The organism is Blautia sp. Marseille-P3087 (assembly GCF_900120195.1).
Classification (GTDB): domain Bacteria; phylum Bacillota; class Clostridia; order Lachnospirales; family Lachnospiraceae; genus Blautia_A.
In genome coordinates this window covers 2,323,777-2,344,673 of the sequence record NZ_LT635539.1, presented here as the reverse complement: position 1 = coordinate 2,344,673, position 20,897 = coordinate 2,323,777, and the positions used below count along the sequence as shown (strand labels likewise).

Annotated in this window: 22 protein-coding genes and 2 pseudogenes; 14 read left to right on the top strand and 10 right to left on the bottom strand. The window is 38.5% G+C overall.

Features of this window, described 5'->3' with window-relative positions; translation table 11 throughout:
• Positions 1-163: 163 nt before the first annotated feature.
• The 4 genes from BQ7344_RS11195 to BQ7344_RS11180 all read right to left on the bottom strand — a co-directional run bounded on the left by BQ7344_RS11195 (position 164) and on the right by BQ7344_RS11180 (position 3,757).
• Entirely contained in the window at positions 164-844 is a 681-nt protein-coding gene (locus BQ7344_RS11195) for a hypothetical protein (RefSeq protein ID WP_072522609.1), read from the bottom strand.
• A 133-nt stretch (positions 845-977) separates the two neighbouring features.
• Positions 978-1,931 carry an SIR2 family NAD-dependent protein deacylase gene (locus BQ7344_RS11190; protein ID WP_235816101.1) on the bottom strand — a complete coding sequence of 318 codons (954 nt, stop codon included), beginning with the start codon at positions 1,929-1,931 and terminating at the stop codon, positions 978-980.
• 72 nt (positions 1,932-2,003) lie between these two features.
• A complete protein-coding gene (locus BQ7344_RS11185; protein ID WP_072522607.1) occupies positions 2,004-2,852 on the bottom strand; it encodes an SIR2 family NAD-dependent protein deacylase in 849 nt (282 codons plus the stop codon).
• On the bottom strand, positions 2,852-3,757 hold the full coding sequence (locus BQ7344_RS11180; protein WP_235816100.1) for an SIR2 family NAD-dependent protein deacylase: 906 nt from the start codon (positions 3,755-3,757) through the stop codon (positions 2,852-2,854). Before BQ7344_RS11180 ends, BQ7344_RS11185 begins: the two co-directional genes overlap by 1 nt.
• Before the next feature lie 118 nt (positions 3,758-3,875).
• Here BQ7344_RS11180 and BQ7344_RS11175 point away from each other — a divergent pair, with 118 nt between their 5' ends.
• Complete coding sequence (locus tag BQ7344_RS11175; RefSeq protein WP_028087392.1) at positions 3,876-4,313, top strand: Rrf2 family transcriptional regulator; 438 nt, start codon at positions 3,876-3,878, stop codon at positions 4,311-4,313.
• Here BQ7344_RS11175 and BQ7344_RS11170 read toward each other — a convergent pair.
• The 3 genes from BQ7344_RS11170 to BQ7344_RS11160 form a co-directional block, all read right to left on the bottom strand.
• A complete protein-coding gene (locus tag BQ7344_RS11170; protein WP_330392910.1) occupies positions 4,300-4,488 on the bottom strand; it encodes a hypothetical protein in 189 nt (62 codons plus the stop codon). The genes BQ7344_RS11175 and BQ7344_RS11170 overlap by 14 nt on opposite strands.
• Positions 4,489-4,736: 248 nt before the next feature.
• The gene (locus BQ7344_RS11165; RefSeq protein WP_072522605.1) at positions 4,737-6,032 is read right to left on the bottom strand and encodes a tyrosine-type recombinase/integrase; all 1,296 of its coding nucleotides are present in this window, start codon (positions 6,030-6,032) and stop codon (positions 4,737-4,739) included.
• Positions 6,033-6,118: 86 nt separating this feature from the next.
• Positions 6,119-6,748 (bottom strand): helix-turn-helix domain-containing protein, encoded by a 630-nt coding sequence (locus tag BQ7344_RS11160; protein ID WP_005608353.1) that lies wholly within the window; start codon positions 6,746-6,748, stop codon positions 6,119-6,121.
• A 171-nt stretch (positions 6,749-6,919) separates the two neighbouring features.
• Here BQ7344_RS11160 and BQ7344_RS16055 point away from each other — a divergent pair.
• Positions 6,920-6,985 (top strand): annotated as a pseudogene (locus tag BQ7344_RS16055) (MerR family transcriptional regulator); the annotation flags it as partial.
• Between the two features lie 2 nt (positions 6,986-6,987).
• Here the strand turns inward: BQ7344_RS16055 and BQ7344_RS11155 are convergent.
• Positions 6,988-7,227 (bottom strand): annotated as a pseudogene (locus tag BQ7344_RS11155) (site-specific integrase); the annotation flags it as partial.
• 86 nt (positions 7,228-7,313) lie between these two features.
• Positions 7,314-7,943, bottom strand: a complete 630-nt coding sequence (locus BQ7344_RS11150; RefSeq protein ID WP_005608353.1) for a helix-turn-helix domain-containing protein — start codon at positions 7,941-7,943, stop codon at positions 7,314-7,316.
• Positions 7,944-8,114: 171 nt separating this feature from the next.
• Here BQ7344_RS11150 and BQ7344_RS11145 point away from each other — a divergent pair, with 171 nt between their 5' ends.
• The 6 genes from BQ7344_RS11145 (at position 8,115) to BQ7344_RS11115 (ending at position 13,586) form a co-directional block, all read left to right on the top strand.
• The gene (locus BQ7344_RS11145; RefSeq protein WP_004843519.1) at positions 8,115-8,345 is read left to right on the top strand and encodes a helix-turn-helix domain-containing protein; all 231 of its coding nucleotides are present in this window, start codon (positions 8,115-8,117) and stop codon (positions 8,343-8,345) included.
• Positions 8,346-8,485: 140 nt separating this feature from the next.
• Positions 8,486-8,800, top strand: a complete 315-nt coding sequence (locus tag BQ7344_RS11140) for a hypothetical protein (RefSeq protein WP_005608351.1) — start codon at positions 8,486-8,488, stop codon at positions 8,798-8,800.
• 329 nt (positions 8,801-9,129) lie between these two features.
• Positions 9,130-10,851, top strand: a complete 1,722-nt coding sequence (locus BQ7344_RS11130) for a MobA/MobL family protein (protein WP_040893156.1) — start codon at positions 9,130-9,132, stop codon at positions 10,849-10,851.
• A complete protein-coding gene (locus BQ7344_RS11125) occupies positions 10,790-11,527 on the top strand; it encodes a DUF6040 family protein (RefSeq protein ID WP_072522604.1) in 738 nt (245 codons plus the stop codon). Before BQ7344_RS11130 ends, BQ7344_RS11125 begins: the two co-directional genes overlap by 62 nt.
• 61 nt (positions 11,528-11,588) lie before the next feature.
• Positions 11,589-11,849, top strand: a complete 261-nt coding sequence (locus BQ7344_RS11120; protein ID WP_072522603.1) for a transposase family protein — start codon at positions 11,589-11,591, stop codon at positions 11,847-11,849.
• Between the two features lie 120 nt (positions 11,850-11,969).
• Entirely contained in the window at positions 11,970-13,586 is a 1,617-nt protein-coding gene (locus tag BQ7344_RS11115; protein WP_072522602.1) for an IS1634 family transposase, read from the top strand.
• Between the two features lie 33 nt (positions 13,587-13,619).
• Here BQ7344_RS11115 and BQ7344_RS11110 read toward each other — a convergent pair whose 3' ends face one another.
• Positions 13,620-14,948, bottom strand: a complete 1,329-nt coding sequence (locus tag BQ7344_RS11110) for an MATE family efflux transporter (protein WP_072522601.1) — start codon at positions 14,946-14,948, stop codon at positions 13,620-13,622.
• A gap of 136 nt (positions 14,949-15,084) precedes the next feature.
• Here BQ7344_RS11110 and BQ7344_RS11105 point away from each other — a divergent pair, with 136 nt between their 5' ends.
• From BQ7344_RS11105 to BQ7344_RS11080, 6 genes are all read left to right on the top strand, one after another.
• Positions 15,085-15,921 (top strand): MerR family transcriptional regulator, encoded by an 837-nt coding sequence (locus BQ7344_RS11105; RefSeq protein WP_072522600.1) that lies wholly within the window; start codon positions 15,085-15,087, stop codon positions 15,919-15,921.
• 443 nt (positions 15,922-16,364) lie between these two features.
• Positions 16,365-17,261 carry an ISAs1 family transposase gene (locus tag BQ7344_RS11100; RefSeq protein ID WP_072522599.1) on the top strand — a complete coding sequence of 299 codons (897 nt, stop codon included), beginning with the start codon at positions 16,365-16,367 and terminating at the stop codon, positions 17,259-17,261.
• A 143-nt stretch (positions 17,262-17,404) separates the two neighbouring features.
• Positions 17,405-17,749 carry a broad-spectrum bacteriocin mediterrocin MdcF gene (gene mdcF, locus BQ7344_RS11095; RefSeq protein ID WP_005608346.1) on the top strand — a complete coding sequence of 115 codons (345 nt, stop codon included), beginning with the start codon at positions 17,405-17,407 and terminating at the stop codon, positions 17,747-17,749.
• Between the two features lie 67 nt (positions 17,750-17,816).
• On the top strand, positions 17,817-18,023 hold the full coding sequence (locus tag BQ7344_RS16555) for a hypothetical protein (RefSeq protein WP_235816099.1): 207 nt from the start codon (positions 17,817-17,819) through the stop codon (positions 18,021-18,023).
• 243 nt (positions 18,024-18,266) lie between these two features.
• Positions 18,267-20,207 (top strand): DUF1430 domain-containing protein, encoded by a 1,941-nt coding sequence (locus tag BQ7344_RS11085; protein WP_005608344.1) that lies wholly within the window; start codon positions 18,267-18,269, stop codon positions 20,205-20,207.
• A complete protein-coding gene (locus BQ7344_RS11080; RefSeq protein WP_005608342.1) occupies positions 20,204-20,812 on the top strand; it encodes an ATP-binding cassette domain-containing protein in 609 nt (202 codons plus the stop codon). Before BQ7344_RS11085 ends, BQ7344_RS11080 begins: the two co-directional genes overlap by 4 nt.
• Positions 20,813-20,897 lie beyond the last annotated feature (85 nt).

Below are 20,897 nucleotides of genomic sequence, written 5' to 3'. Positions count from 1 at the left end.
CACTTTTTTGTCCTGAATGTCCACTTTTTCTTGGTTCACAAATCCACTTATAGACTGCTCCCCATACTTTAAACTGAGTATAACACAATCAAGCACTCTTTTTCTATCATCTTGTACCACTCGACGAAAAAAGCAGCCAGCCTGTTTTTCACAGACTAACTGCTTAAAATAAAAGCTGGAGTCCCATCGCTATAACCCACATATAGGCGCATGTCTTTGGAATCATCAATAATCCAACCTTCGGTTTTGTTTTGCTGAATAACGTTACCGGAAGATAACAACCAAACGAAATAATAATCGCTGCAACCATTCTTGTCATATGATATCCATTTGCATTTCCGGAAATCGCATACAGAATAATGACTCCGATGCCTGTCACTGCAAAGACTGTATTTCTGATGATCGATAATTTCATGTTTCCTTCATCTGTACACCAGTTATTCTGCGGGAACAGACATATCACAATTCTGACAACCGCCAATATCCAGACAATGGCCTCGATTGCTACCGGTATCGTAAATTCCGGGAACGTAAACTTCCAGATATACATCAGAATAATATAAAACACCGTCATTGTAATTGATGATACCTGCAATCCTATGCCAAGCTGTCTTTTTATCTTATCGCTGGTTCCGCGTACTGCTCTGATAATTCTTGGCACCAGATGGAAAGCATCCCCTCCACAAAGCGTCAATGTCAAAATTCCATAAAGCACAAATAATGTGTTTCCTTTTGCATATATAAAAAACAAAATTGCAGCTACCAGATCAAAAATCAGATACGCTGCATCAAATATTGCTTCCATCATGTCCGGAATCTGTAGTTTATACGTGTTCTCTTTCATTTGTGTTCTCCTTATGTTCTTTCAGACATTTTTCTGCATTGCAAAACTGCACCCACCATATCTCTGAGTGCAGTTTTGTATCAATCAATATTCTAATGTTTCTCCATCAAGTGGAATATCAAGGACAAGTATCCTATACAAATGCACTTTCCTCTTTTGCTTTCTGCAAATCTTTTAACACTGTTCCTATATCTCCCAAAATAGCAATCCCCTTATCTTCAATGAATTCCGGCAAAAACTGATATTCTGAATTTACGGAAATATAATATGCATCTTTCAAACTGTTTGTCAGTTCCCAAAACGGTTCCTGTATAAACATCGGTGTCATGCGCCCTACTCCAAGTTCTATGAAGAGAATTTTTCTATCTTTGTTCTTTTGAATGTATTTTGAGATTTTCTCATATTCTTCTTCGTATTTTTTCCCTTGCAGAAAATTCCCATATCCTCTTACCCACGGAAACATTTCCGCACCACAATGAGGGCAGCGAGGAATCAGTTCATCCGGCACCATTGTCCCCTCTCCCATAGCCGCAATCATATCTGCCACAGGTTGTACGGCATCCCATGTTTCATCCTGACAGCACTGAGAACACTGGAAGAAACGATGATCTCCCTGAATCTCACTGACCTTTTCTTCCGGATAAATCTTTACAAACTGTGTATCCTGATTAGTCGTTAAGATATGAAAATCCTTTCCCTGCAAGATTCTATCCAAATCCAGATATGGCTCTCTGATAGGAGCATTTTGTGTAGTATTTAAAAAGGTTGCCACATATCCCCAGTGTTCATTTCTTGTAGAAAACCGATGCATCATGCCGCTAAAAGCACCTTTGAATCCATACTTATCTGCAAATTTTCCAAAATGCTCACGAAAAGAAGGGGTATCACTATAATAAAAGTCACCACCTCCAGCCGCTGATAAACCGGATGCTCCGCCTACTATGATACACTCTGCCTCCTGCACTCTGCGAACAAATTCCTGAATCTGTTCCTCATAAGAAAGTGGTTTTTGTTTGCTCAACACTACAGCAGTACCGCCGGATGCATAGGTACTATAGTGTCTGGAATAGTTCATTTGTGTTTTCATTACCAAATTTTCATAACAGCTCATTTTTTTCATTCTCCTATCTCACAACTGTAATATCTTTAACCACTTTACTTAATCTATCCTTCCCTTTCTGATTTCCTTTAACGCTACCGTAAGATTACCATCCACACCGATGGATTTTTCTTTGATTTCCTCTGGAATATAAATTTCGCCCTTGTTAAATGTGATATATCTTGCCTGTGGTTCTACTGCTGCTAGTTGCATCAAAGGAGCTTTAATCATCTGATTTCTCCAACCAATGCCAAATTCCAGAATTACCAGCTTCTTTCCATGTAAATTCTGAATAAATTCTTGATAGCGGGCAGCCTTTTCCTTCCAATTTTTCGTTTCTGTAAACGAGGATATCTCACCCCAATTTACTTCCATATCTCCACCGCATTTTGGACATTTCGGCAGTAACTCTTTGGGTACTCTTCCGTTTACTTCCTCTTCTGTCATGGCGAGAACTGCTTTTTGATTAGGATAGACCTCGTCATGACATCTGTTCTTGCACCGCATCTGGGTTAATTTCCCTTCCATTTCAAAAACACGGTCTGACTCAAAACCTGCCGGCACAAAATGATCCTCCGCATTGGAAGTTACCACGAAATATTCTTTATCCTTTACTAGTGCATAGATGTTTTTCATAATCTCACTCGGCTCATCCTGCATAGCTTTTGCCTTAACAAGTCTGCTTACAAACGCCCACTTTTCTTCTACCTTCATTGGCACTGAAAATCCGTGTAAAACACAACGCAGTCCGTATTTTTCTCTGAAATCTCCCATATTTTCCTGAAACCATGCGTCATCTGCAAAAATATTATATCCCTCTGCGATAGACAAACCATTACTGGCTCCAATCAAAATACCATCTGCTTCTTTGATGATTTGACTTATCTCTTGATATACATTCATCTTCATCACATTTCCTTCCCCGCTATGTTTTCTTTTAAATCCCGCAGGGTTTCTGCCAAATCTCCTGCTATATAAATGCTTTTGTCTTTTATATGCTCTGGAGCTGAGGATTTCTTCTTATTCAGACAGGCATAAAACACCTTTTCATTTTTGTATGTCATTTCCCAAAAAGGAAGTTTAATAATACTGGGTGTCATCTCACCAACCCCCAGCTCCAGCAGTACAACATTCTTATCTGTTCCATTCATGAGATATTTTTTTAGGAAATTCTCATATCGCCTTACACCTTCCCTCCAGTCTTTTCCCTCCAAAAATGTATCATCCCTTACCCAGGGAACCATGATTCTCCCGCACTCATTACATCTTGGCAGAAGCTCGGAAGTAACACGCAGCTCCCGGATATTTTCGTTCATCCTGCGAATCATTTCTACATTGGAATAAATTTGGTCATGGCAAGGCTGACTGCATTGAACATAGCCGCTGTTACCTTGATAATCGCAAATCCTTTCTTTCTTAAAAATCCGTTCAAACTGCATATCTATATTGGTTGTTAAAACAAAGACTTCTTTTTCCGCCACAATATCACGCAGGTCATAGTATGGCTGCCCTGTAGGTGCATCCCACATACTTTGTATGTAACGTGCATAATATGCCCACTGTTGTTCCGGCGATGAATAACAGTAGTAAAAACCGTCAAAAGGAGATTTCAGTCCATACCACTCCTTGAAATCTTGTAAACATTCCTCCATATAGGGTAGCCAATGATAATGGTTATATCCCGCCGCACTGGAAAGACCAGAACCACCGCCTATCAAAACGGCATCTGCCTGACGGATTTTTTCTGCCAGAAAACTGACTTGTTCCTCCTTTTGCATACACCACTTTATCTCCTTTTTTATATCAGATTCCACACTTTTTATTTTGCTTGACTTTTATTTTTTTACTTGTTAAAATTAAATTTACATCAAGCATTAAAGTCATATTATCATGTAAGTTTAAAAATTGCAAGAAGAAAATTCGAGGTGACAAATGAAATATTCCACAAAGCTTAGTGACACCATTCATATTCTTATATTTATTGCTCTTGGAGATGACGAACAACTCTCCAGCACAAAAATTGCAGAAAGTATCAAGACAAACCCGGCTTATGTCAGACAGCTTATGGCAACCCTGAAAAATGCAGGCATTGTTGTCAACACACAAGGTCATGCGAATGCCGCTCTTGCAAAATCGGCAGATAAAATCAATATGTATGACATCTACCGAGCCGTAGAGGGCGATAAGCCGCTGCTTCACCTGGACACAGATACCAATCCGGATTGTGGAATCGGTATCAACATTCAATTTGCTATTGGAGACTTCTATCATGAAATTCAAAATATGGTAGATGAAAAAATGAAATCCATTACATTGCAGGATATTATTGATCGGTATTATTTTAAAATCAGGAAAGTTAAAAACCTTTAAAATTGAATGTGTCATCGGTATCACTGATGATGACAAACATGGCTGTTCTCTGATCGCCGATCATATCCAGTTCCATTTCGTCATACGACATGATTTCTCGAAGCTCCTGAATATCAAATGGTGAAAGTCTGGCACCGCAGGAAATCAAAGTCGACTTAGCTGTCTTGCCAGTCACAAAATGTCAATAGTTTTTTAATCACTTTTTCAAAAAAGGCAAAAAAGTAGAACGTATAGTTAATTTCCATACGCTCTATCTCACATTTCATATTAAATTTTTGAATTCTACAAACTTGAATTTATATAATTATTCCTCTAACTTTCCCCATTTTATAGGCTTTCCCGCCTGTCCATTAGTGAAATGATATGTAGTTTCCCTTATTTTTGCCCTTATGAGATAATCACAAGGGAAATAAGGGAAATTTTTTAGTCATTGCCCACCACTTTATCAAGAAGCCGAACTGATTTTCGTTTCGCATCTCTTGTGGAGTGAGCATAGACGTTCATTGTGGTACTGACATCTGAGTGTCCCAACAATTCCTGCACATCTTTTGGGGCAGCTCCATTTGCTAAAAGGTTGCTTGTATAGGTGTGACGTAACTGGTGGAAATGAAAGCCTTCAAATCCCTCTAATGTTTTTGCCACCTTTCTGCAAACAGTCCCCAAAGTAGTTGGAAGTTCCAAACAACCATCCGGTCTTAAACAGACGAAAGAAATTTCTTTATAATCTGTCGGGACTTCCTCTGTTCTGTCTAAACAATAATATTCGTAGTACACTCTGTTTTTCTCTTTGACCTCTTTGTAGTAGTTCGTGTGATAAAGTTCTCCGTACTGCATTCGATTTTTTAACTGCTCTTTCCGGGCATTACGGAAAATCTCTACCAGTGTATCTCCAAAATCAACAACCCTTACTTTTTTCCGCTTGGTTGGTCCGATGATATATTTGCGCTTTGAGCCATCATATCGGATGCTGCGTCTTATGGTAAGGCATTGTTCTTCCAGATTTACGTCCTGCCATGCCAAACCGCAGGCTTCTCCAATACGAAGCCCGGCATAATAGGCTATCTGGATTGGAAGTATTGCGGCTGGGTTCTTTTTTTGCAGATAAGCAAGCAATCTTTCATAATCTTCTCGTGAAATTGGTTGGACATTTCCGTCCATATCCTCATCGGAAAACAAATCCACTTCATCCGTCTGATACCGCAGTTTAATATACTGCATGGGATTGAACGTAATATACTGCTTTGGAAATACTGCAAAACGGAAGGACTGCTGCATGACTGCGGAAAAAGAATGGATATAATCTTTGCTGTAACCCTTTCTCTCTTTTCCGTCGGGATGAACTCCCCCGAAGGAAAGCAAATCGAAGAAGGATTGCAAATGTTCAGAGGTTACATTTTTCAGTTTCCGTTCTGCCAATGGGTGTTTCTTGATATTTCGGATTGTTCCGAGGTAATTCTCCACCGTACCATTGCTGAGCGTACCTGTTTTTAATTCCTCCTCTGCCCACACATCCAAAAGCTGTCCGACTGTGAGATTTTCCGCTTTGGCAACAAATTTCTTTTTCTCATAATCATCCATTGCCTGACGGAGCAGCTTTTCAGTTCCACTTTTGCTTTCTGTTCCAACGCATTCTTTCTGAACAAGATTGCCGCTTGCGTCCTCTACATAGAAGCGGTAGTACCATTTCTTTCCTTTTTTTCTTACAGATCCTTTTGCCATAATCGTATGTCTCCTTTCGATATTAGACAATCGGAACTGATGAAATGCTTCGTGCGTGTAAGTATATCATAACTCCGGTTGTCTTACTATACCGATTCGGAATCTTCGTATAAGACTTCTGATAAAAGATTTGCAAGCCTTTGTTCTGCTGTTTTTGGTTTCTTGGAATAGAGCCTTACAACGTCTGCCATCTCATTAAAAGCATTGATGGTGTGAGTGATTTCCCTTAAGAACATAATCTCATTATATTCATCATTCGATTCAAACCCTATTGTTTTGGCAATATCCGTCTGACCAGCATTCCCCTTGAAGTTTTTGCAGGCGAACTGGAAGGAATCCAAAAACAGACCATATTGTTTTAACATCAGCAGTAATAAATCTTTTGAAAAAGCATCTTCTTCTTTGGTAAGGGCAAGCGGTAACTGTTCCAGAATATCTCCCATCGCATCACGAATCTGTAACTCTCTCTTATCCGTAATGTCGGTTTCATATTCATCTGTTTCCCCTTTGAGCCATTCCACAGATACATGGAGTGCTTCCGAAAGACCTTCCAGCACCATTTTTTTCGTATTGTCAATCGAACCATTCTCATAACGCAGGATTGTAGAAGCGGTAACACCCATCTTTTCTGCGACATAAGGCTGTGTCAGATTCAATTCCAGACGGCGCTGTTTTACTCTGCTGCCTATCAGCTTGCGTAGTTCTTTATCTTTCATGCTGACTGCCTCCTTTTTCGGTATGTATGAATTATAGCATTGTTTTTCTGTAATTGCAATATGCAACTTAAAAATTATTTTTAATATTTCGTAACGCTTGACAAAAATATATGAAAAGGATATACTTACATCACAAGAATTGCATAATGCAATTTATAAGGAGGTGATTATATGACGCAAAGAAAAATTGCATTATCCATCGAAGAAGCTGCTGACTATACGGGAATCGGCAGAAACNTACCTGTTTTTAATTCCTCCTCTGCCCACACATCCAAAAGCTGTCCGACTGTGAGATTTTCCGCTTTGGCAACAAATTTCTTTTTCTCATAATCATCCATTGCCTGACGGAGCAGCTTTTCAGTTTCACTTTTGCTTTCTGTTCCAACGCATTCTTTCTGAACAAGATTGCCGCTTGCGTCCTCTACATAGAAGCGGTAGTACCATTTCTTTCCTTTTTTTCTTACAGATCCTTTTGCCATAATCGTATGTCTCCTTTCGATATTAGACAATCGGAACTGATGAAATGCTTCGTGCGTGTAAGTATATCATAACTCCGGTTGTCTTACTATACCGATTCGGAATCTTCGTATAAGACTTCTGATAAAAGATTTGCAAGCCTTTGTTCTGCTGTTTTTGGTTTCTTGGAATAGAGCCTTACAACGTCTGCCATCTCATTAAAAGCATTGATGGTGTGAGTGATTTCCCTTAAGAACATAATCTCATTATATTCATCATTCGATTCAAACCCTATTGTTTTGGCAATATCCGTCTGACCAGCATTTCCCTTGAAGTTTTTGCAGGCGAACTGGAAGGAATCCAAAAACAGACCATATTGTTTTAACATCAGCAGTAATAAATCTTTTGAAAAAGCATCTTCTTCTTTGGTAAGGGCAAGCGGTAACTGTTCCAGAATATCTCCCATCGCATCACGAATCTGTAACTCTCTCTTATCCGTAATGTCGGTTTCATATTCATCTGTTTCCCCTTTGAGCCATTCCACAGATACATGGAGTGCTTCCGAAAGACCTTCCAGCACCATTTTTTTCGTATTGTCAATCGAACCATTCTCATAACGCAGGATTGTAGAAGCGGTAACACCCATCTTTTCTGCGACATAAGGCTGTGTCAGATTCAATTCCAGACGGCGCTGTTTTACTCTGCTGCCTATCAGCTTGCGTAGTTCTTTATCTTTCATGCTGACTGCCTCCTTTTTCGGTATGTATGAATTATAGCATTGTTTTTCTGTAATTGCAATATGCAACTTAAAAATTATTTTTAATATTTCGTAACGCTTGACAAAAATATATGAAAAGGATATACTTACATCACAAGAATTGCATAATGCAATTTATAAGGAGGTGATTATATGACGCAAAGAAAAATTGCATTATCCATCGAAGAAGCTGCTGACTATACGGGAATCGGCAGAAACACCTTAAGACAGCTTGTAGAATGGAAGAAACTTCCAGTATTAAAGGTTGGTCGCAAAGTCCTGATTAAAACCGATATTCTGGAAATGTTTATGGAAGCGAATGAAGGTCGTGATTTGAGGGATAGAGGAAATGTAAAAGCCGTAACAAGAACTGCGGCAAATTAAAAAGGCGGCTTCCAAAGAAACCGCCAAAGGTTCTATCAGACCGAAGCCATGATATACCTACACGCAAGAAGATTATACCATGTGCTTCTTCTGATACGCAACCGAGAACTTATGTTTGTAAAAGAAAGGGGAATGTAATCATGGCAAAATCAACAAAAAGTTATGAAGAACGAATGCTTGAAATGGAAAAGAAGGAACAGGAAAGCCTTGAAAAAGCAAAACGATATGCAGCACAGAAGAAAGAACTTCTGAAACGAAAGAAAGCCGAAGAAAGTAAAAAACGAACCCATAGGCTCTGTCAGGTTGGCGGTGCGGTGGAATCCGTTCTCGGTGCGCCTATCGAGGAAGAGGACATCCCAAAGCTGATTGGTTTTCTGAAAAAGCAGGAAGCCAATGGGAAATTTTTTTCAAAGGCAATGCAGAAAGAAACACATACCGATATGGAGGAAGTGTAATGGCGGGGGGGGGATGAGTTTTTCATTCCCTTCATTGCTTTTTCATGAAGGGCGCACTTATGGACAACCAGAGGTCGTCCCAATAAGTTTGCCACAAGTGGCAACCGGTCTTCGCTCACGCTTGCCGGGCTCGTTCCGTCGGCGGGGCTTTCAGCCAGACCTGCTCATGCCGCAGGAGGCACTCTTCGCCAGAGGGGCGCATTCCATGCAGGCTGCTATGCGCAGGGCACTCTTACGCAGAGGGCGTTCCGGCAATACTGCTTTTTCTAAAACTGAAAGCAATGTTGCCGGAAATCTATGCCGGATGTGCAGAAAGGGGGAATCCAGACATGGCGATTTTTCATTACACAATCAAAATAGTCGGACGAAGTAAAGGGAAATCTGTTATCTCCGCTTCCGCATATCTCAATGGGGATGTGATGAAAAACGAGGAAACCGGGCGAATCAGTTATTACACTTCTAAAAAAGAAGTGGTCTACACCAGTCTGATGATGTGCGAAAACGCACCTCCTGAATGGCAGATAGTACCAGAAGAAAATATAAAACGCTTTCAAAAATCTGTCCGATACAAAAGGTCAGAAGATAAAGAAGCTGCTTTAGAAAAATTTAAAATCACATTTCAGAAACAACGGTTATGGAATGAGGTATTGAAGATTGAAAAAAGTGCAGATGCCCAACTTGGCAGGTCATTTGAATTTGCCCTCCCCAAAGAATGGAGCAGACAGGAACAGATTCAATATACAGCCGACTATATCAAAAAAACATTTGTGGATAAGGGAATGTGTGCTGATTGGAGTATCCACGACAAAGGGGATGGCAATCCTCATGTCCATCTGCTTCTGACAATGCGCCCTTTTAACCCGGATCATTCTTGGGGGAAGAAAGAAGTCAAAGATTGGGATTTTGTCAGAGATAAAAGCGGAAATATCGTGATTGATGAATCCCATCCGAACTGGTGGCAGGATAAGAAAAACCCTGACCGTCATGGAATCCGTATCCCTGTATTAGATGAAAACGGAATCCAGAAGATTGGTGCAAGAAACCGCCTGCAATGGAAACGGGTACTGACCGATGCTACGGGATGGAACAATCCAAAAAACTGTGAACTGTGGCGGAGCGAGTGGGCAAAGGTGTGTAATGAACATCTGCCTTTGCATAATCAGGTCGATCACCGTTCTTACGAAAAGCAGGGAAAACTCCAGATTCCTACCATCCATGAAGGTGCTGACGCAAGAAAGATTGAACAAAAGTTTCTTGCCGGGCAGGAAATAAAAGGTTCGTGGAAAGTAGCGGAAAATCAAATCATAAAACAACAAAACACGTTATTGCAAAAGATACTGGACACCTTTGGGAAAGTATCAGGTGCATTATCATTATGGAAGGAGCGATTAAATGACATTAGAAGAAAGCCGGGAAATTATACCCTTAATGGAGTCCATGATTGGGCAAATCGAAGAACAGCAGACCTTAATGGCAGAAATGCTTCTGGAAATGCAGAACCGGGACACCCAACTCTCTCTTATGCAGGAACAGAATCAGAAATTGCAAAAATTAAACAGCGAGTTATCCGAGCTGCTCAACATTTTGCCAAATACCGAGGAACTACTTTCCAAGATGGAAGAACAGAAAACGAAGATAGAACTTTTGGAAAACGAAAATCAGCAATGGCAGATATTGGCACAGAAGCTGAACAGCGAAAACAGTTTATTACTGAAACAGAACACCGAATTGCTGAACTGGAACAGCAGGTAGAGAAAGGACGTGATATAGATGAACGAATCCAGAGAATTAAAGAACGCCGAACAGTTGGAAGAACTTCTGCTCTTGACCGAGGAGATACAAGAAGAGTTGGAACAGAAAGACCAGCTTATCGTGGAACTGAAGACGCAGCTCAACGAATCTCTGACCTTGAACGAGAAATTAAACAAAGAGAACAGAGCCGGGAATATTCAAGCATTAAAGAACGACTTGAAGCTGGCAGACAGAGCATTGCGGAGCGAGAAAGAGAAGCTGCGAAGCGCAAACGTCACGATAGAGGAATGTCAAGATAAAATACGATGCTTAACACAACAACGGGATTATGCCCGGACACATCAGAAAATCGTAGAGATACCGGTAGAAAAGCCGGTACTCTATAAAAAATGCGAAGCCTGTGACCGGACAGCCTATCAGAATGCAAAAGCAAGATACGAAACACAAAAAGAGCAACTTGCAGGACAATATAAAGCAAAAACGGTAATGTTCCAAACAACCTTGTTCCTTCTTGCATGGTATTCGCTGACAACCACTCTTTTTCAGGCAGTACAGTCAGATGTGTTCCTTTCTGATTGCAAATCATTCTTCCATGATGCAGCATCATTCATACAAACTTTTATCGGTTGGACGATTGATGCCGGGCAATCTGTGGCACAAATCAGCACAAAAATTCCAAATGAGATTATAGCCGGAATCATATATTGGTTATTGATGATATTGGTTGTTGGAATATGTGTGGCAGGGACAGGGATACTGGCAATACTGATAGAAATAAAGGTTATAGAATTATATAAGAAAAACTGTTGGGATGTTATTACCCTACTGATGATACTGACAAGTGCGGCTGTCATCATTTATTTTGGAGAAGTAATTAAAAAAGCATTATCAATAAATCTGTTGTTCTTTTGGTTAATTTTACAAGGAATATATCTTACAATTCGACGCTATATAAGTCACAGGGCAACCGCATAAAAAATAATTAGTATCCAAATCATCACTTTTCCATTATAATAAAAGAAAAGTGGTGATTTTTATGATGGAAATGAAATTATATTTTTCAGAGCTGGCAGATAAAAGGGATAACCGAGGGTTAAGACATGACCTTGGAAACATTATCGTTATGAGCATTTATGCTGTTTTATGTGGTTATACTGATGCAGAAAATATGGCGTTCTTTATGAAGCTTCAAGAACCTTATTTTGAAAAAATGCTGGACTTAAAGTATGGAGTTCCTTCTGCGGATACCTTACTGCGCGTGTTTGCACTCATAGAACCTGGATTCTCGGAAACGTGACGAGGATACCACGTCACGAATTGCCGCAAACCCTTGATTTTTCTGATTTTTTGCCACTTTTTACTTGACGTTTTCATCGTCATGTTTTATAATATTAACACAAACATGACGAGGTGAATTATGGCAATTGTTACTCAAACTGATAAAAGAACCGGTATCACATATGCATATGAGACCCAGTATTACTGGGATAAAGAAAAGCAACAGTCACGTGCCAAGCGTGTATGTGTCGGAAAGGTTGATCCTGCAACAAAAGAGATTATTCCTACCCGTGGCAGATCCAGAAAAAAAGAAGAACCCACAGATTATCCGGTTTCAAAACGCGGTCCTAAACCCATTTGTGAGACAAAACACCTCTACTATGGCGCAACATATATGTTTGATAAGTTGGCCGATGAACTTGGACTTACAGCTGATTTAAAGGTATGCTTTCCAGATTCCTATAAAAAACTTTTATCAATTGCTTACTATCTGATACTTGAGGATAACAATCCACTGTATCGTTTTGAAAAATGGAACTTTACTCATAAACACCCTTATGGTGCCGATATCAGTTCGCCCAGAAGCAGTGAGTTCTTCTCATCCATTACGGATGAACAGATAAATAAGTTCTTCAGGCTGCAGGGCAAAAGGCGCGTTGACGATGAATACTGGGCATATGACAGTACCAGTATATCAAGTTATTCAGAAACCCTTGCCCAGGTACAGTATGGTAAGAACAAGGAAGATGATAAGCTCCCACAACTTAACCTGTTGCTGGTTTTCGGAGAAGAATCAGGGCTCCCTTTCTATTACCGTAAACTTGCCGGCAACATACCGGATTCCAAAACAGTTAAACATCTTTTGGAAGATCTTGATATACTTGGCTTCGGTAAGACCAAGTTTGTTATGGACAGAGGCTTCTACTCTGAAGATAACATCAATGGTCTTTATCGTGAACATGTGAAATTCTTAGTAGGTGTAAAGCTTTCACTAAAGTTCATCAAGAGTAATCTTGATGCGATATATGATGATATCCGTATGTTTACCAATTATGATGAAAGCATCGAAACCTATGGTTATACGGTTCAAACTGAATGGGATTATACTCAGGAGCGACCGTACAAAGGTGATGTGATCAAAGATAAACGAAGGATCTACATCCACTATTACTACAGCATCGAAAAAGGCGCTGAAGATGAACAGGCCTTTGATAAACGTATCGCCGGTCTGTGTAGAGAGCTGTTAGAAGACAATCCTGTGGAAAGCCACAGGAAAGCCTATGAACAGTTCTTCGAAGTGAAGACTACGCCAAAGCGTGGCCGTCAGGTTTATTACAAAGAAGATGCAATAAAGGAAGCCAGAAAATATCTGGGATACTTTGCGCTTATAACAAATGAGACCATGGATGCTTTCACAGCACTTCATCTTTACAGAATGAAGGACGTGGTAGAAAAAGCATTTGGAAACATCAAAGAGCGCTTAAACATGAGACGACTCTTAGTATCAAGCGAAAAGGGACTTGATGGTAAAATTTTCACCGAATTTGTGGCATTAATTCTAATCTCTCATCTTGACCACAAGATGAAGGAATCAGGTTTATATAATAATTACACAATGCAGTCACTGCTTGATAAACTTGACGTCTTGGAATGCTTTGAGGATGCAAATCATTCGCTAAGAATTGGTGAAATGCTTGTCAAGCAGGCTGAGATTTATGAAGCACTCGGAGTTGAGGCACCAACCTCGTCATGTTAATCCGAGAATCCAGGTTGGAAAGAAAGCGGCTGCTCAGGCGTAATGATAAACCGTCCGTTTGCGCCGCTGAAAAAAAATCGATAAAAACAGTGTCACAAACTCTGCCACCGGGATTGCAAGCCACACACCGGTCACCCCCCAAATGGCTGGCAGTGTGAGGAGTGACAGCAGGATAAAAACAAAGGTTCTTGTAAAGGATATGACCGCTGAGGTTTTTCCGTCTGAGAGTGCCGTAAAGAGAGCGGATGAAAAAATGTTATATCCGCTGAACAAAAAGGTCACACAGAATACCGAAAAACCGCTGACGGCAAGGTCATAAGTCGCTGTTTTTCCACCGACAAACAAAAGTACGATCGGCTCGGAGAGCAGGTTACAGCAAATAGTAATTATAATAGAAGAAACGATCACGAAGCGTCTGCAGATTTTGCAGACGCTTTTCAGTCCGCCTGTATTTTTTGCACCGTAATTGTAACTGATCACAGGTGCAACACCCATGGAAAATCCGAGAAAAAGCGCATTAAATAAAAATTGGGAATAAAGCAGTATCGAGATTGCGGCAACACCGTTTTCGCCGGCAAGGCGCAGCATGATCTTATTGAATGCATAAGTGATCACGGCGTTTGCAATGTTTGTCACCATTTCGGATGCACCGTTAAAACTTGCAGCGGAAAGGACACTTCCATGAAAATGAAATTTTGTAAAATAAAGATCTCCCTTGACAAAGAAAAAGTAGAAGAGTCCCACGACTGCCGGGATGAGCTGACCGATACCGGTAGCTAAGGCGGCACCCTCAATGCCAAAGCCGAGAGGCGATAAAAATACATAGTCCAACACGGCATTTGCGATACCGGCACTGATGACTAACGTCATGCCAATGTGTGGTTTTCCCGCTGTCACGAAGAACGTCTGGAACAGACTCTGCAGCATGCACGCCGGGGCAAATAAAACAACGGTAAAAAGATATGCCTTGCAGTTTGCAAGTAACGAATCATTTGCACCGAGAGCGCGGCAGATTGGTTCTAAAAATAAAATCGTCAGTATCAGGATGACAACACTCGCCACAACACCGGTAAACACGAGCATGGAAAAGTTATCTTTTGCTTCATCGTCTTTCCCTTCGCCCATTTTCTTTGCGACGACGGCGCTTCCTCCGGTTGCGAGCATGATGCCGATGGCGAGTACGATATTGATGACCGGATAGACGATATTGACTGCGGACAGCGCATTATCTCCAAGAAAGCGCGAGATAAAAATGCCGTCCGTGATTGTATAACAGGACATGAGTACCATCATGACCATGGATGGTAATGCGAATTTTAATAAAGTGACAGGTGTGAATTTCTGACCAATGGACTGTGCCATAAGGGGTTCCTCCTTTGAAATATTTTTAAATGTTGTGTCAGCGCGGATGGAAATTGCGGTTTTGAGACACAAATGCTATAATAAACTATATTGTTACCATATAGTCAAGAACTTTTTTCGTGAGGGGAGATTAAAAGTGGACAAAAGTCAATATCTGACAACTGGTGAGCTTGCAAAGCTCATGCACGTCACCAAAAACACTTTATTTCATTATGATAAGATCGGCTTGTTTTCGCCGGAGATCGTGCTTGATAACGAGTACCGTTATTATTCGATCCATCAGATCGAAGTGCTCGAAGCGATCATTATGCTAAAGGAACTTGGTATGTCTTTAAAAGAGATCCAGGCCTTTTTAAGTGACCGGACTCCGGAAAAATTATTGGAGCTGTTTGAAAAAGAGGAACAGATTCTGGCAGAAAAAATCTGGCTGTTAAAGGATCGCAGGCAGTGGATGGAAGAAAAAAGTAAAAAAATCAGGGCATATTTAGAGAAAGAAAAAGATGAAATATTTGTCTGTGAAAAACCGGGCAGATATTATCTGATGGTTGATGCATTTTTAGACGTTTCGGAATCAGAATTTGCGGAGCGCACAGCGGAACTGATCAATTTTTATGAGAACAACAGCAAAAGCATCTGTTATGAGATTGGTTGCATCCAGTATGCAAAAGATGTCAGACGGCAGATCTATGCAAATTACAGCAACGTAATATTGCTGATGAAACATAAGCCGGGCGGCATGTCCTGCCATTTTATGCCTGCGGGGAAATATCTGACAACTTATTTTAAAGGGCACTGGAGAAACATCGGGGAGGCTTATCGGAAACTTCTTGCTTATGCAGATGAACATCAGATTACACTGGCGGAAGAGTTCCTGGAAGTTTACACGGTGGATCAGCTGATGGCGGAGACGGTGGAGGAGTATGTGACGGAGATATCGGTGCGCATCTGCGGGGGAGATATGGATGAACTGTGAAGACTGCTGTTTCACTTAATCATAGAGTGTTCGCAGAACGTGTATTTTATGGTTGGAAATATGGAAGATTTTCTTAATTTAGACGAAGGTTTAACAAAAATAAAATGAGATAAGATATAATAAGACTGCCGAGCGAAGCGAGTATAAGGCATATAGCATGAAAAACCATCTGTGTATGTCCATTATCACAAAAAAATCCTCAAAAAACGCGGATTTAAGGGAAAATTATGGGTATTTTCCGAGCAAAATTTTCATATATACCCAAAAGGTAAAAATGAATCGTGATTGAAAGGAAAAATGATAGAAAAGAGGAGGCAAAATATGAAACGAACAAGTGTAACACGGAAAGTGGCATTGATTTTAGCAGCGATAGTTCTTATGACAGCATCAGGCTGTGGCAGGCAGGAAAATGCTGATAAAGCAGAATAGAACCGGAAAAATTTATGGAGCTGTTTTATCAATGGATCAGGGATGTACTGTCAGTACTTCAGAAAAATGAAGATACAGACCCGAAAAGGATTGCCATTGACGGAAAAGCTGTGCGTGCAGCGGCGGCGAATGGCAGAGGTATTCCCTATATCATATCCGCATATCTAGGAAATTATGGTCTTTCCATTGGGCAGTTAAAAGTAGGGGAAAAGACCAATGAAATCAAAGAAATACCAAAGTTATTAAAGAAGCTGGACATATCGAATTGTGTAATAACTATCGATGCAATCGGATGTCAGAAGCCGATTGCAAAACAGATTGTAGAACAAAAAGGTCATTATTGTCTTGCAGTAAAAACAAACCAGCCACTCCTGTATGAAGAGGTAAAAGAGTATTTTTCTTATGCAGAAAAAGAAGAACCGGAAAAACTCAGTACATACCGAACTATAGAAAAAAATCATGGACGAATAGAAAAAAGAAACTATTTCATTACCCGGGATATTGATTATCTGACGGGAAAAGAAAACTGGAAGGGGTTAAAATCCATTGGCAAGGTAGAAAGTGTCCGTGAAATCAGTGGAAAAAGAAGCCGTGAAACAAGATACTATATCTTGGATGAAGAGATGACAGCGGAAGAAATGTCACACATTGTGAGGGGACATTGGGAGATAGAAAACAGCCTGCATTGGGTATTGGATGTACATTTTCGGGAAGATGCCTGCAAGATTAAAGAAGAAAAAGCAATGCAGAATTTAGCCCTGATTAGAAAGATTTGTTATAACCTAATGAAATTGGATACACGATTTGATAAAAAGAAGAAAATGACTTATAAAAAAATGAGTATGCTGTATACCTATCATTTAGAGTATGTGCAGGAATTGATTTTTCAGAAAATTGCAGAAACCATTTAAAAATATCCATCAAGGAATTTTTGTTCCATGATGGATATTTTTTATGCGGTTGCCCTGATATAAGTCAAGATACTGATTGACTAGATACAAAATATTTGATAAAATATAAATAGAAATACAGCAGATCAAAGGAGGTAAAACTTATGAGAGCAAAGAAAGTGATTGTAGGGGTAGCTATTAGTGCAATGTTAATTTCTTCATCAATTCCAGTAATGGCATTTTCTGTTACAAACGGGAATAAGACATTTGATAAAAAGTGGGAATTGAGCACTACATCTGATGGCGGAAAAGGTGTTTTGACTTATGGTTATAATACTCTTGCTATTAATGAAGATTATGCACACGCATATCATTCAACTAAAGATCATTACGCATATGTCAAGAATGGAAATGGTTCTTTTTCGGGTTCAAATGTTGGTAAAGGTAATTGGTCTAAAATTGAGGTTGCTCATAAAGGAAATAGTATTACCTACGGTAATAGCTACTAAACAAAGGTTCGGGATAATGGCTGAGTGGTTGGAATTCCAACCACTCTTTTTTGTGGAGTGTATATAAATGAAGAAAAAAATAAAATATATAGGAATTGTTTTGGTTATTTTGTTCTGTTGCTATAATTTATTTTGGTACTTCGGGAGTTATAAACCATATAACGAATTTCAGAAAGACTTCCCTGAAATAGAAGAATCTGGAGTAAAAATTTACACAGATAAAGATGGATTCCAGTATAGTGTGTCTGTCCCTGATTATTTGCTTTGGAATTGAAATCTTGCGATAGCTGAGTCAGATGTTCGATATGCACTAATTATTTGGATAAAACCATTTCACCAAGGAATAAGTCAAGGCGTGCTATTTAATGACTATAAGGATTTGAATACTCAAATTATGTTGTCAAGTAGCAAAAAAGCTGAAGATCAAGAAGATCAATGGATTGTTGATGAAAATAGCACAATATTGACTACGATATTTGAAAAAGCAAATAAAGTATGGAATCTGGGGTTGAAATAAATGAAAGCAATTAAAAACTTATGTTTGTTTTGTTTCCTGATTTTTGGAATACTTATGCAATCTGAAATATTTCAAGATCAGCTTTGGAACTTTTCTACAGCATATTTTACGTCATCACGCTATGAAGTTGCTAGTGAAGATATGTCGCAGTTTCTGAAAGATGTATCAGAAACTGCAACGGAGAATGATGTACATATTTTTTCTCAGTACAATGAAATCAATAATAAATACCTTTCAACACTTCATATTTATGGCGATGATAAAGTAATCAGACAAACATTAAAAAATACTGCAAACATAGAAGAATCAGAATATACCGCTTTAGTTTCCGGAATTACGAAAGTAAAATTTCATAATCTCTCAGAATTGCAAAGTACCTCTGTGGGTTATGAAAACTTTATCTCATACATAGGAAATGAGGACAATATTATCTCTGCATATCAGAAATTATCAGAAAAATATAGCTTAACTTATCCAGAATATTGGAATTCTACGGAAAAGGACATGATTTTTATTATATGGGGTATGATTATTGCATTGATGATTGTTCTAAATGTAATTGAAGTGGTTAGGCGAAAAAAAGAGGTTGTTGTACGAGTTTCCTTAGGAGAAAGTGCTGGTTTCATAGCATTTAAGGCTGCTTTATTCGATGTAACTTTTGACATTGCATTATTTATTGTTGCAAAAATATTGCTGTCAAATTATATATCGGGAGCATATGAGAATAGACTCGTCACAATTTTATATTCCATTGGAATTATTCTTTCCACTATTCCATATTGTTCTTTTTGCTTTTTTGATATTAGAAAGGCATTCGCAAATGCAACACACAAAAGAGGAGTGGATTTTTTAATTTATTCGTTAAAATTTATAGCAGGGGTAGCCGCTGTTTTTACAATTACCACTAATATTAGTAGTATTCATAATAACCTATTTACAAATGAACATTTGTTAGAAGAATATTATGATGCAAATTATTTTACCGTAAAGACTACTGATTTTAATGCTGAAAAAGAAGAAGCTTTTTGGAATAAACTATACAAGAATGAATATAACACATTAAAGCCTGTAATATGCTTGAATATTTTAAATGATAAAAATGATGTGATATATGTAAATAATCATGCAAAAGATATGTTACAAGGTTTTACGAAGCAGATAAATGCAGTAGAGAATGAATCTTCTGATTTGATTATTTTCATTCCAAAGAATAGATATTTTGCTAAAAACAAGCAATTAGCCTATGACTCCTTGAGCCATGTTTTAAATCATGATAATTTACAACAATTAAATATTCAGTACATAGAGTATAGCGAAACAGAATACTTTTCCTATTTAGATACAAGTAGAATAAATGGTATCGAAAAAAGCAAAAATCCGATAATTATTTATCAGGCAAACAAAGATTTAGCAGTCAATGGTGGGTATCTTGAAAGCTATAAAGCAGGAGCAGTTTTATTTCAATGTGATGAAAAACAGCTAAGAAATATCAGCAAAAAGTATGAAGATATGCTTGGAAATTATCAGCTAGTAATTACAAACGTACATGAACAGTATTTATATAATCACACATTTTTAATAAAACTCGTGGGATTTTTAAGTTCTCTTTGTACGATTGTATTGCTTTTAAATATTATGATTATTGTTACAGTAAGTAGACTAGAGTTCCGAGAAAATGCAATGAAAATTTCCTTGATGAAAATCTTTGGATATAGTTTATTTGAACGGCACAAAACACTTCTTAAAATGATTGTAGTGGAAAATTTTGTGATATTAGTAGGTATGCTTATCTATTCTTTATTATCGGTACAGACTGAAGTAGGAATTAGCATTCTTGTTAGTTCATTTATGGCACTAATAGAATTTACAATTATTTTCTTTAATATCACAATTGTTGAAAAAACAAACATACCGAAATCATTAAAAGGAGGTTGCTTATGATAACAATTGAAAATCTATGCAAAGCATATAATGATAAAATTTTGTTCAAAAATTTTCATTTGGAAATTCCAGATAGCCGTTTTTTGGTAATTAGTGGCGAAAGTGGATGCGGAAAAAGTACTTTACTTAATATGATTGGAGGTATTGAAACTCCTGACAAAGGTTCTATTATTGTGAATGGTTTTGATGTGGCAAAAAAAGGAAAAAAGCAGAAATATTTCAAAGAAGTTGTTGGATTTTTATTTCAAAATTTTGCCCTTTTGGAAAACAAAACAGTAAAAGAAAATCTAGAAATAATAAAAAAATCAGGTAGAACGGATATTTCAATAAATGAAGCTCTTGAAAAAGTTGGTTTACAGAAAGTAATTAACAAAAAAGTCTATCAATTATCTGGTGGCGAACAGCAGAGAGTTGCGTTAGCTCGTTTAATGCTAAAGAAATGTTCGATTGTATTAGCAGACGAACCAACTGGTTCCTTAGACAAAAAAAATAGTGAGATTGTTATGAATATATTGCATGAGTTAAGTGAACAGGGAAAAACAGTTATTGTTGTAACTCATAGTGAAGAAATTGTAGCACAAGAAAAGCATGTTCTATATTTATAATTACCCATAATAGAAGAATATGTTCTTTCGGGAGACACCTCCTCTAAGAACATATTCTTTTGGTTAAAATTGATTATAAAGATAC

What these genes read in the sequence shown, in the direction of transcription:
- BQ7344_RS11175 (WP_028087392.1), top strand. Translation starts at nt 3,876, where the DNA reads ATGAAATATTCCACAAAGCTTAGTGACACCATTCATATTCTTATATTT.
- BQ7344_RS11085 (WP_005608344.1), top strand. Translation starts at nt 18,267, where the DNA reads ATGAAAGCAATTAAAAACTTATGTTTGTTTTGTTTCCTGATTTTTGGA.
- BQ7344_RS11080 (WP_005608342.1), top strand. Translation starts at nt 20,204, where the DNA reads ATGATAACAATTGAAAATCTATGCAAAGCATATAATGATAAAATTTTG.
- BQ7344_RS11110 (WP_072522601.1), bottom strand. Translation starts at nt 14,948, where the DNA reads ATGGCACAGTCCATTGGTCAGAAATTCACACCTGTCACTTTATTAAAA.
- BQ7344_RS11195 (WP_072522609.1), bottom strand. Translation starts at nt 844, where the DNA reads ATGAAAGAGAACACGTATAAACTACAGATTCCGGACATGATGGAAGCA.
- BQ7344_RS11140 (WP_005608351.1), top strand. Translation starts at nt 8,486, where the DNA reads ATGGCAAAATCAACAAAAAGTTATGAAGAACGAATGCTTGAAATGGAA.
- BQ7344_RS11100 (WP_072522599.1), top strand. Translation starts at nt 16,365, where the DNA reads ATGGAGCTGTTTTATCAATGGATCAGGGATGTACTGTCAGTACTTCAG.
- BQ7344_RS16555 (WP_235816099.1), top strand. Translation starts at nt 17,817, where the DNA reads ATGAAGAAAAAAATAAAATATATAGGAATTGTTTTGGTTATTTTGTTC.
- BQ7344_RS11145 (WP_004843519.1), top strand. Translation starts at nt 8,115, where the DNA reads ATGACGCAAAGAAAAATTGCATTATCCATCGAAGAAGCTGCTGACTAT.
- BQ7344_RS11115 (WP_072522602.1), top strand. Translation starts at nt 11,970, where the DNA reads ATGGCAATTGTTACTCAAACTGATAAAAGAACCGGTATCACATATGCA.
- mdcF (WP_005608346.1), top strand. Translation starts at nt 17,405, where the DNA reads ATGAGAGCAAAGAAAGTGATTGTAGGGGTAGCTATTAGTGCAATGTTA.
- BQ7344_RS11165 (WP_072522605.1), bottom strand. Translation starts at nt 6,032, where the DNA reads ATGGCAAAAGGATCTGTAAGAAAAAAAGGAAAGAAATGGTACTACCGC.
- BQ7344_RS11120 (WP_072522603.1), top strand. Translation starts at nt 11,589, where the DNA reads ATGATGGAAATGAAATTATATTTTTCAGAGCTGGCAGATAAAAGGGAT.
- BQ7344_RS11190 (WP_235816101.1), bottom strand. Translation starts at nt 1,931, where the DNA reads ATGAAAACACAAATGAACTATTCCAGACACTATAGTACCTATGCATCC.
- BQ7344_RS11150 (WP_005608353.1), bottom strand. Translation starts at nt 7,943, where the DNA reads ATGAAAGATAAAGAACTACGCAAGCTGATAGGCAGCAGAGTAAAACAG.
- BQ7344_RS11160 (WP_005608353.1), bottom strand. Translation starts at nt 6,748, where the DNA reads ATGAAAGATAAAGAACTACGCAAGCTGATAGGCAGCAGAGTAAAACAG.
- BQ7344_RS11185 (WP_072522607.1), bottom strand. Translation starts at nt 2,852, where the DNA reads ATGAAGATGAATGTATATCAAGAGATAAGTCAAATCATCAAAGAAGCA.
- BQ7344_RS11130 (WP_040893156.1), top strand. Translation starts at nt 9,130, where the DNA reads ATGGCGATTTTTCATTACACAATCAAAATAGTCGGACGAAGTAAAGGG.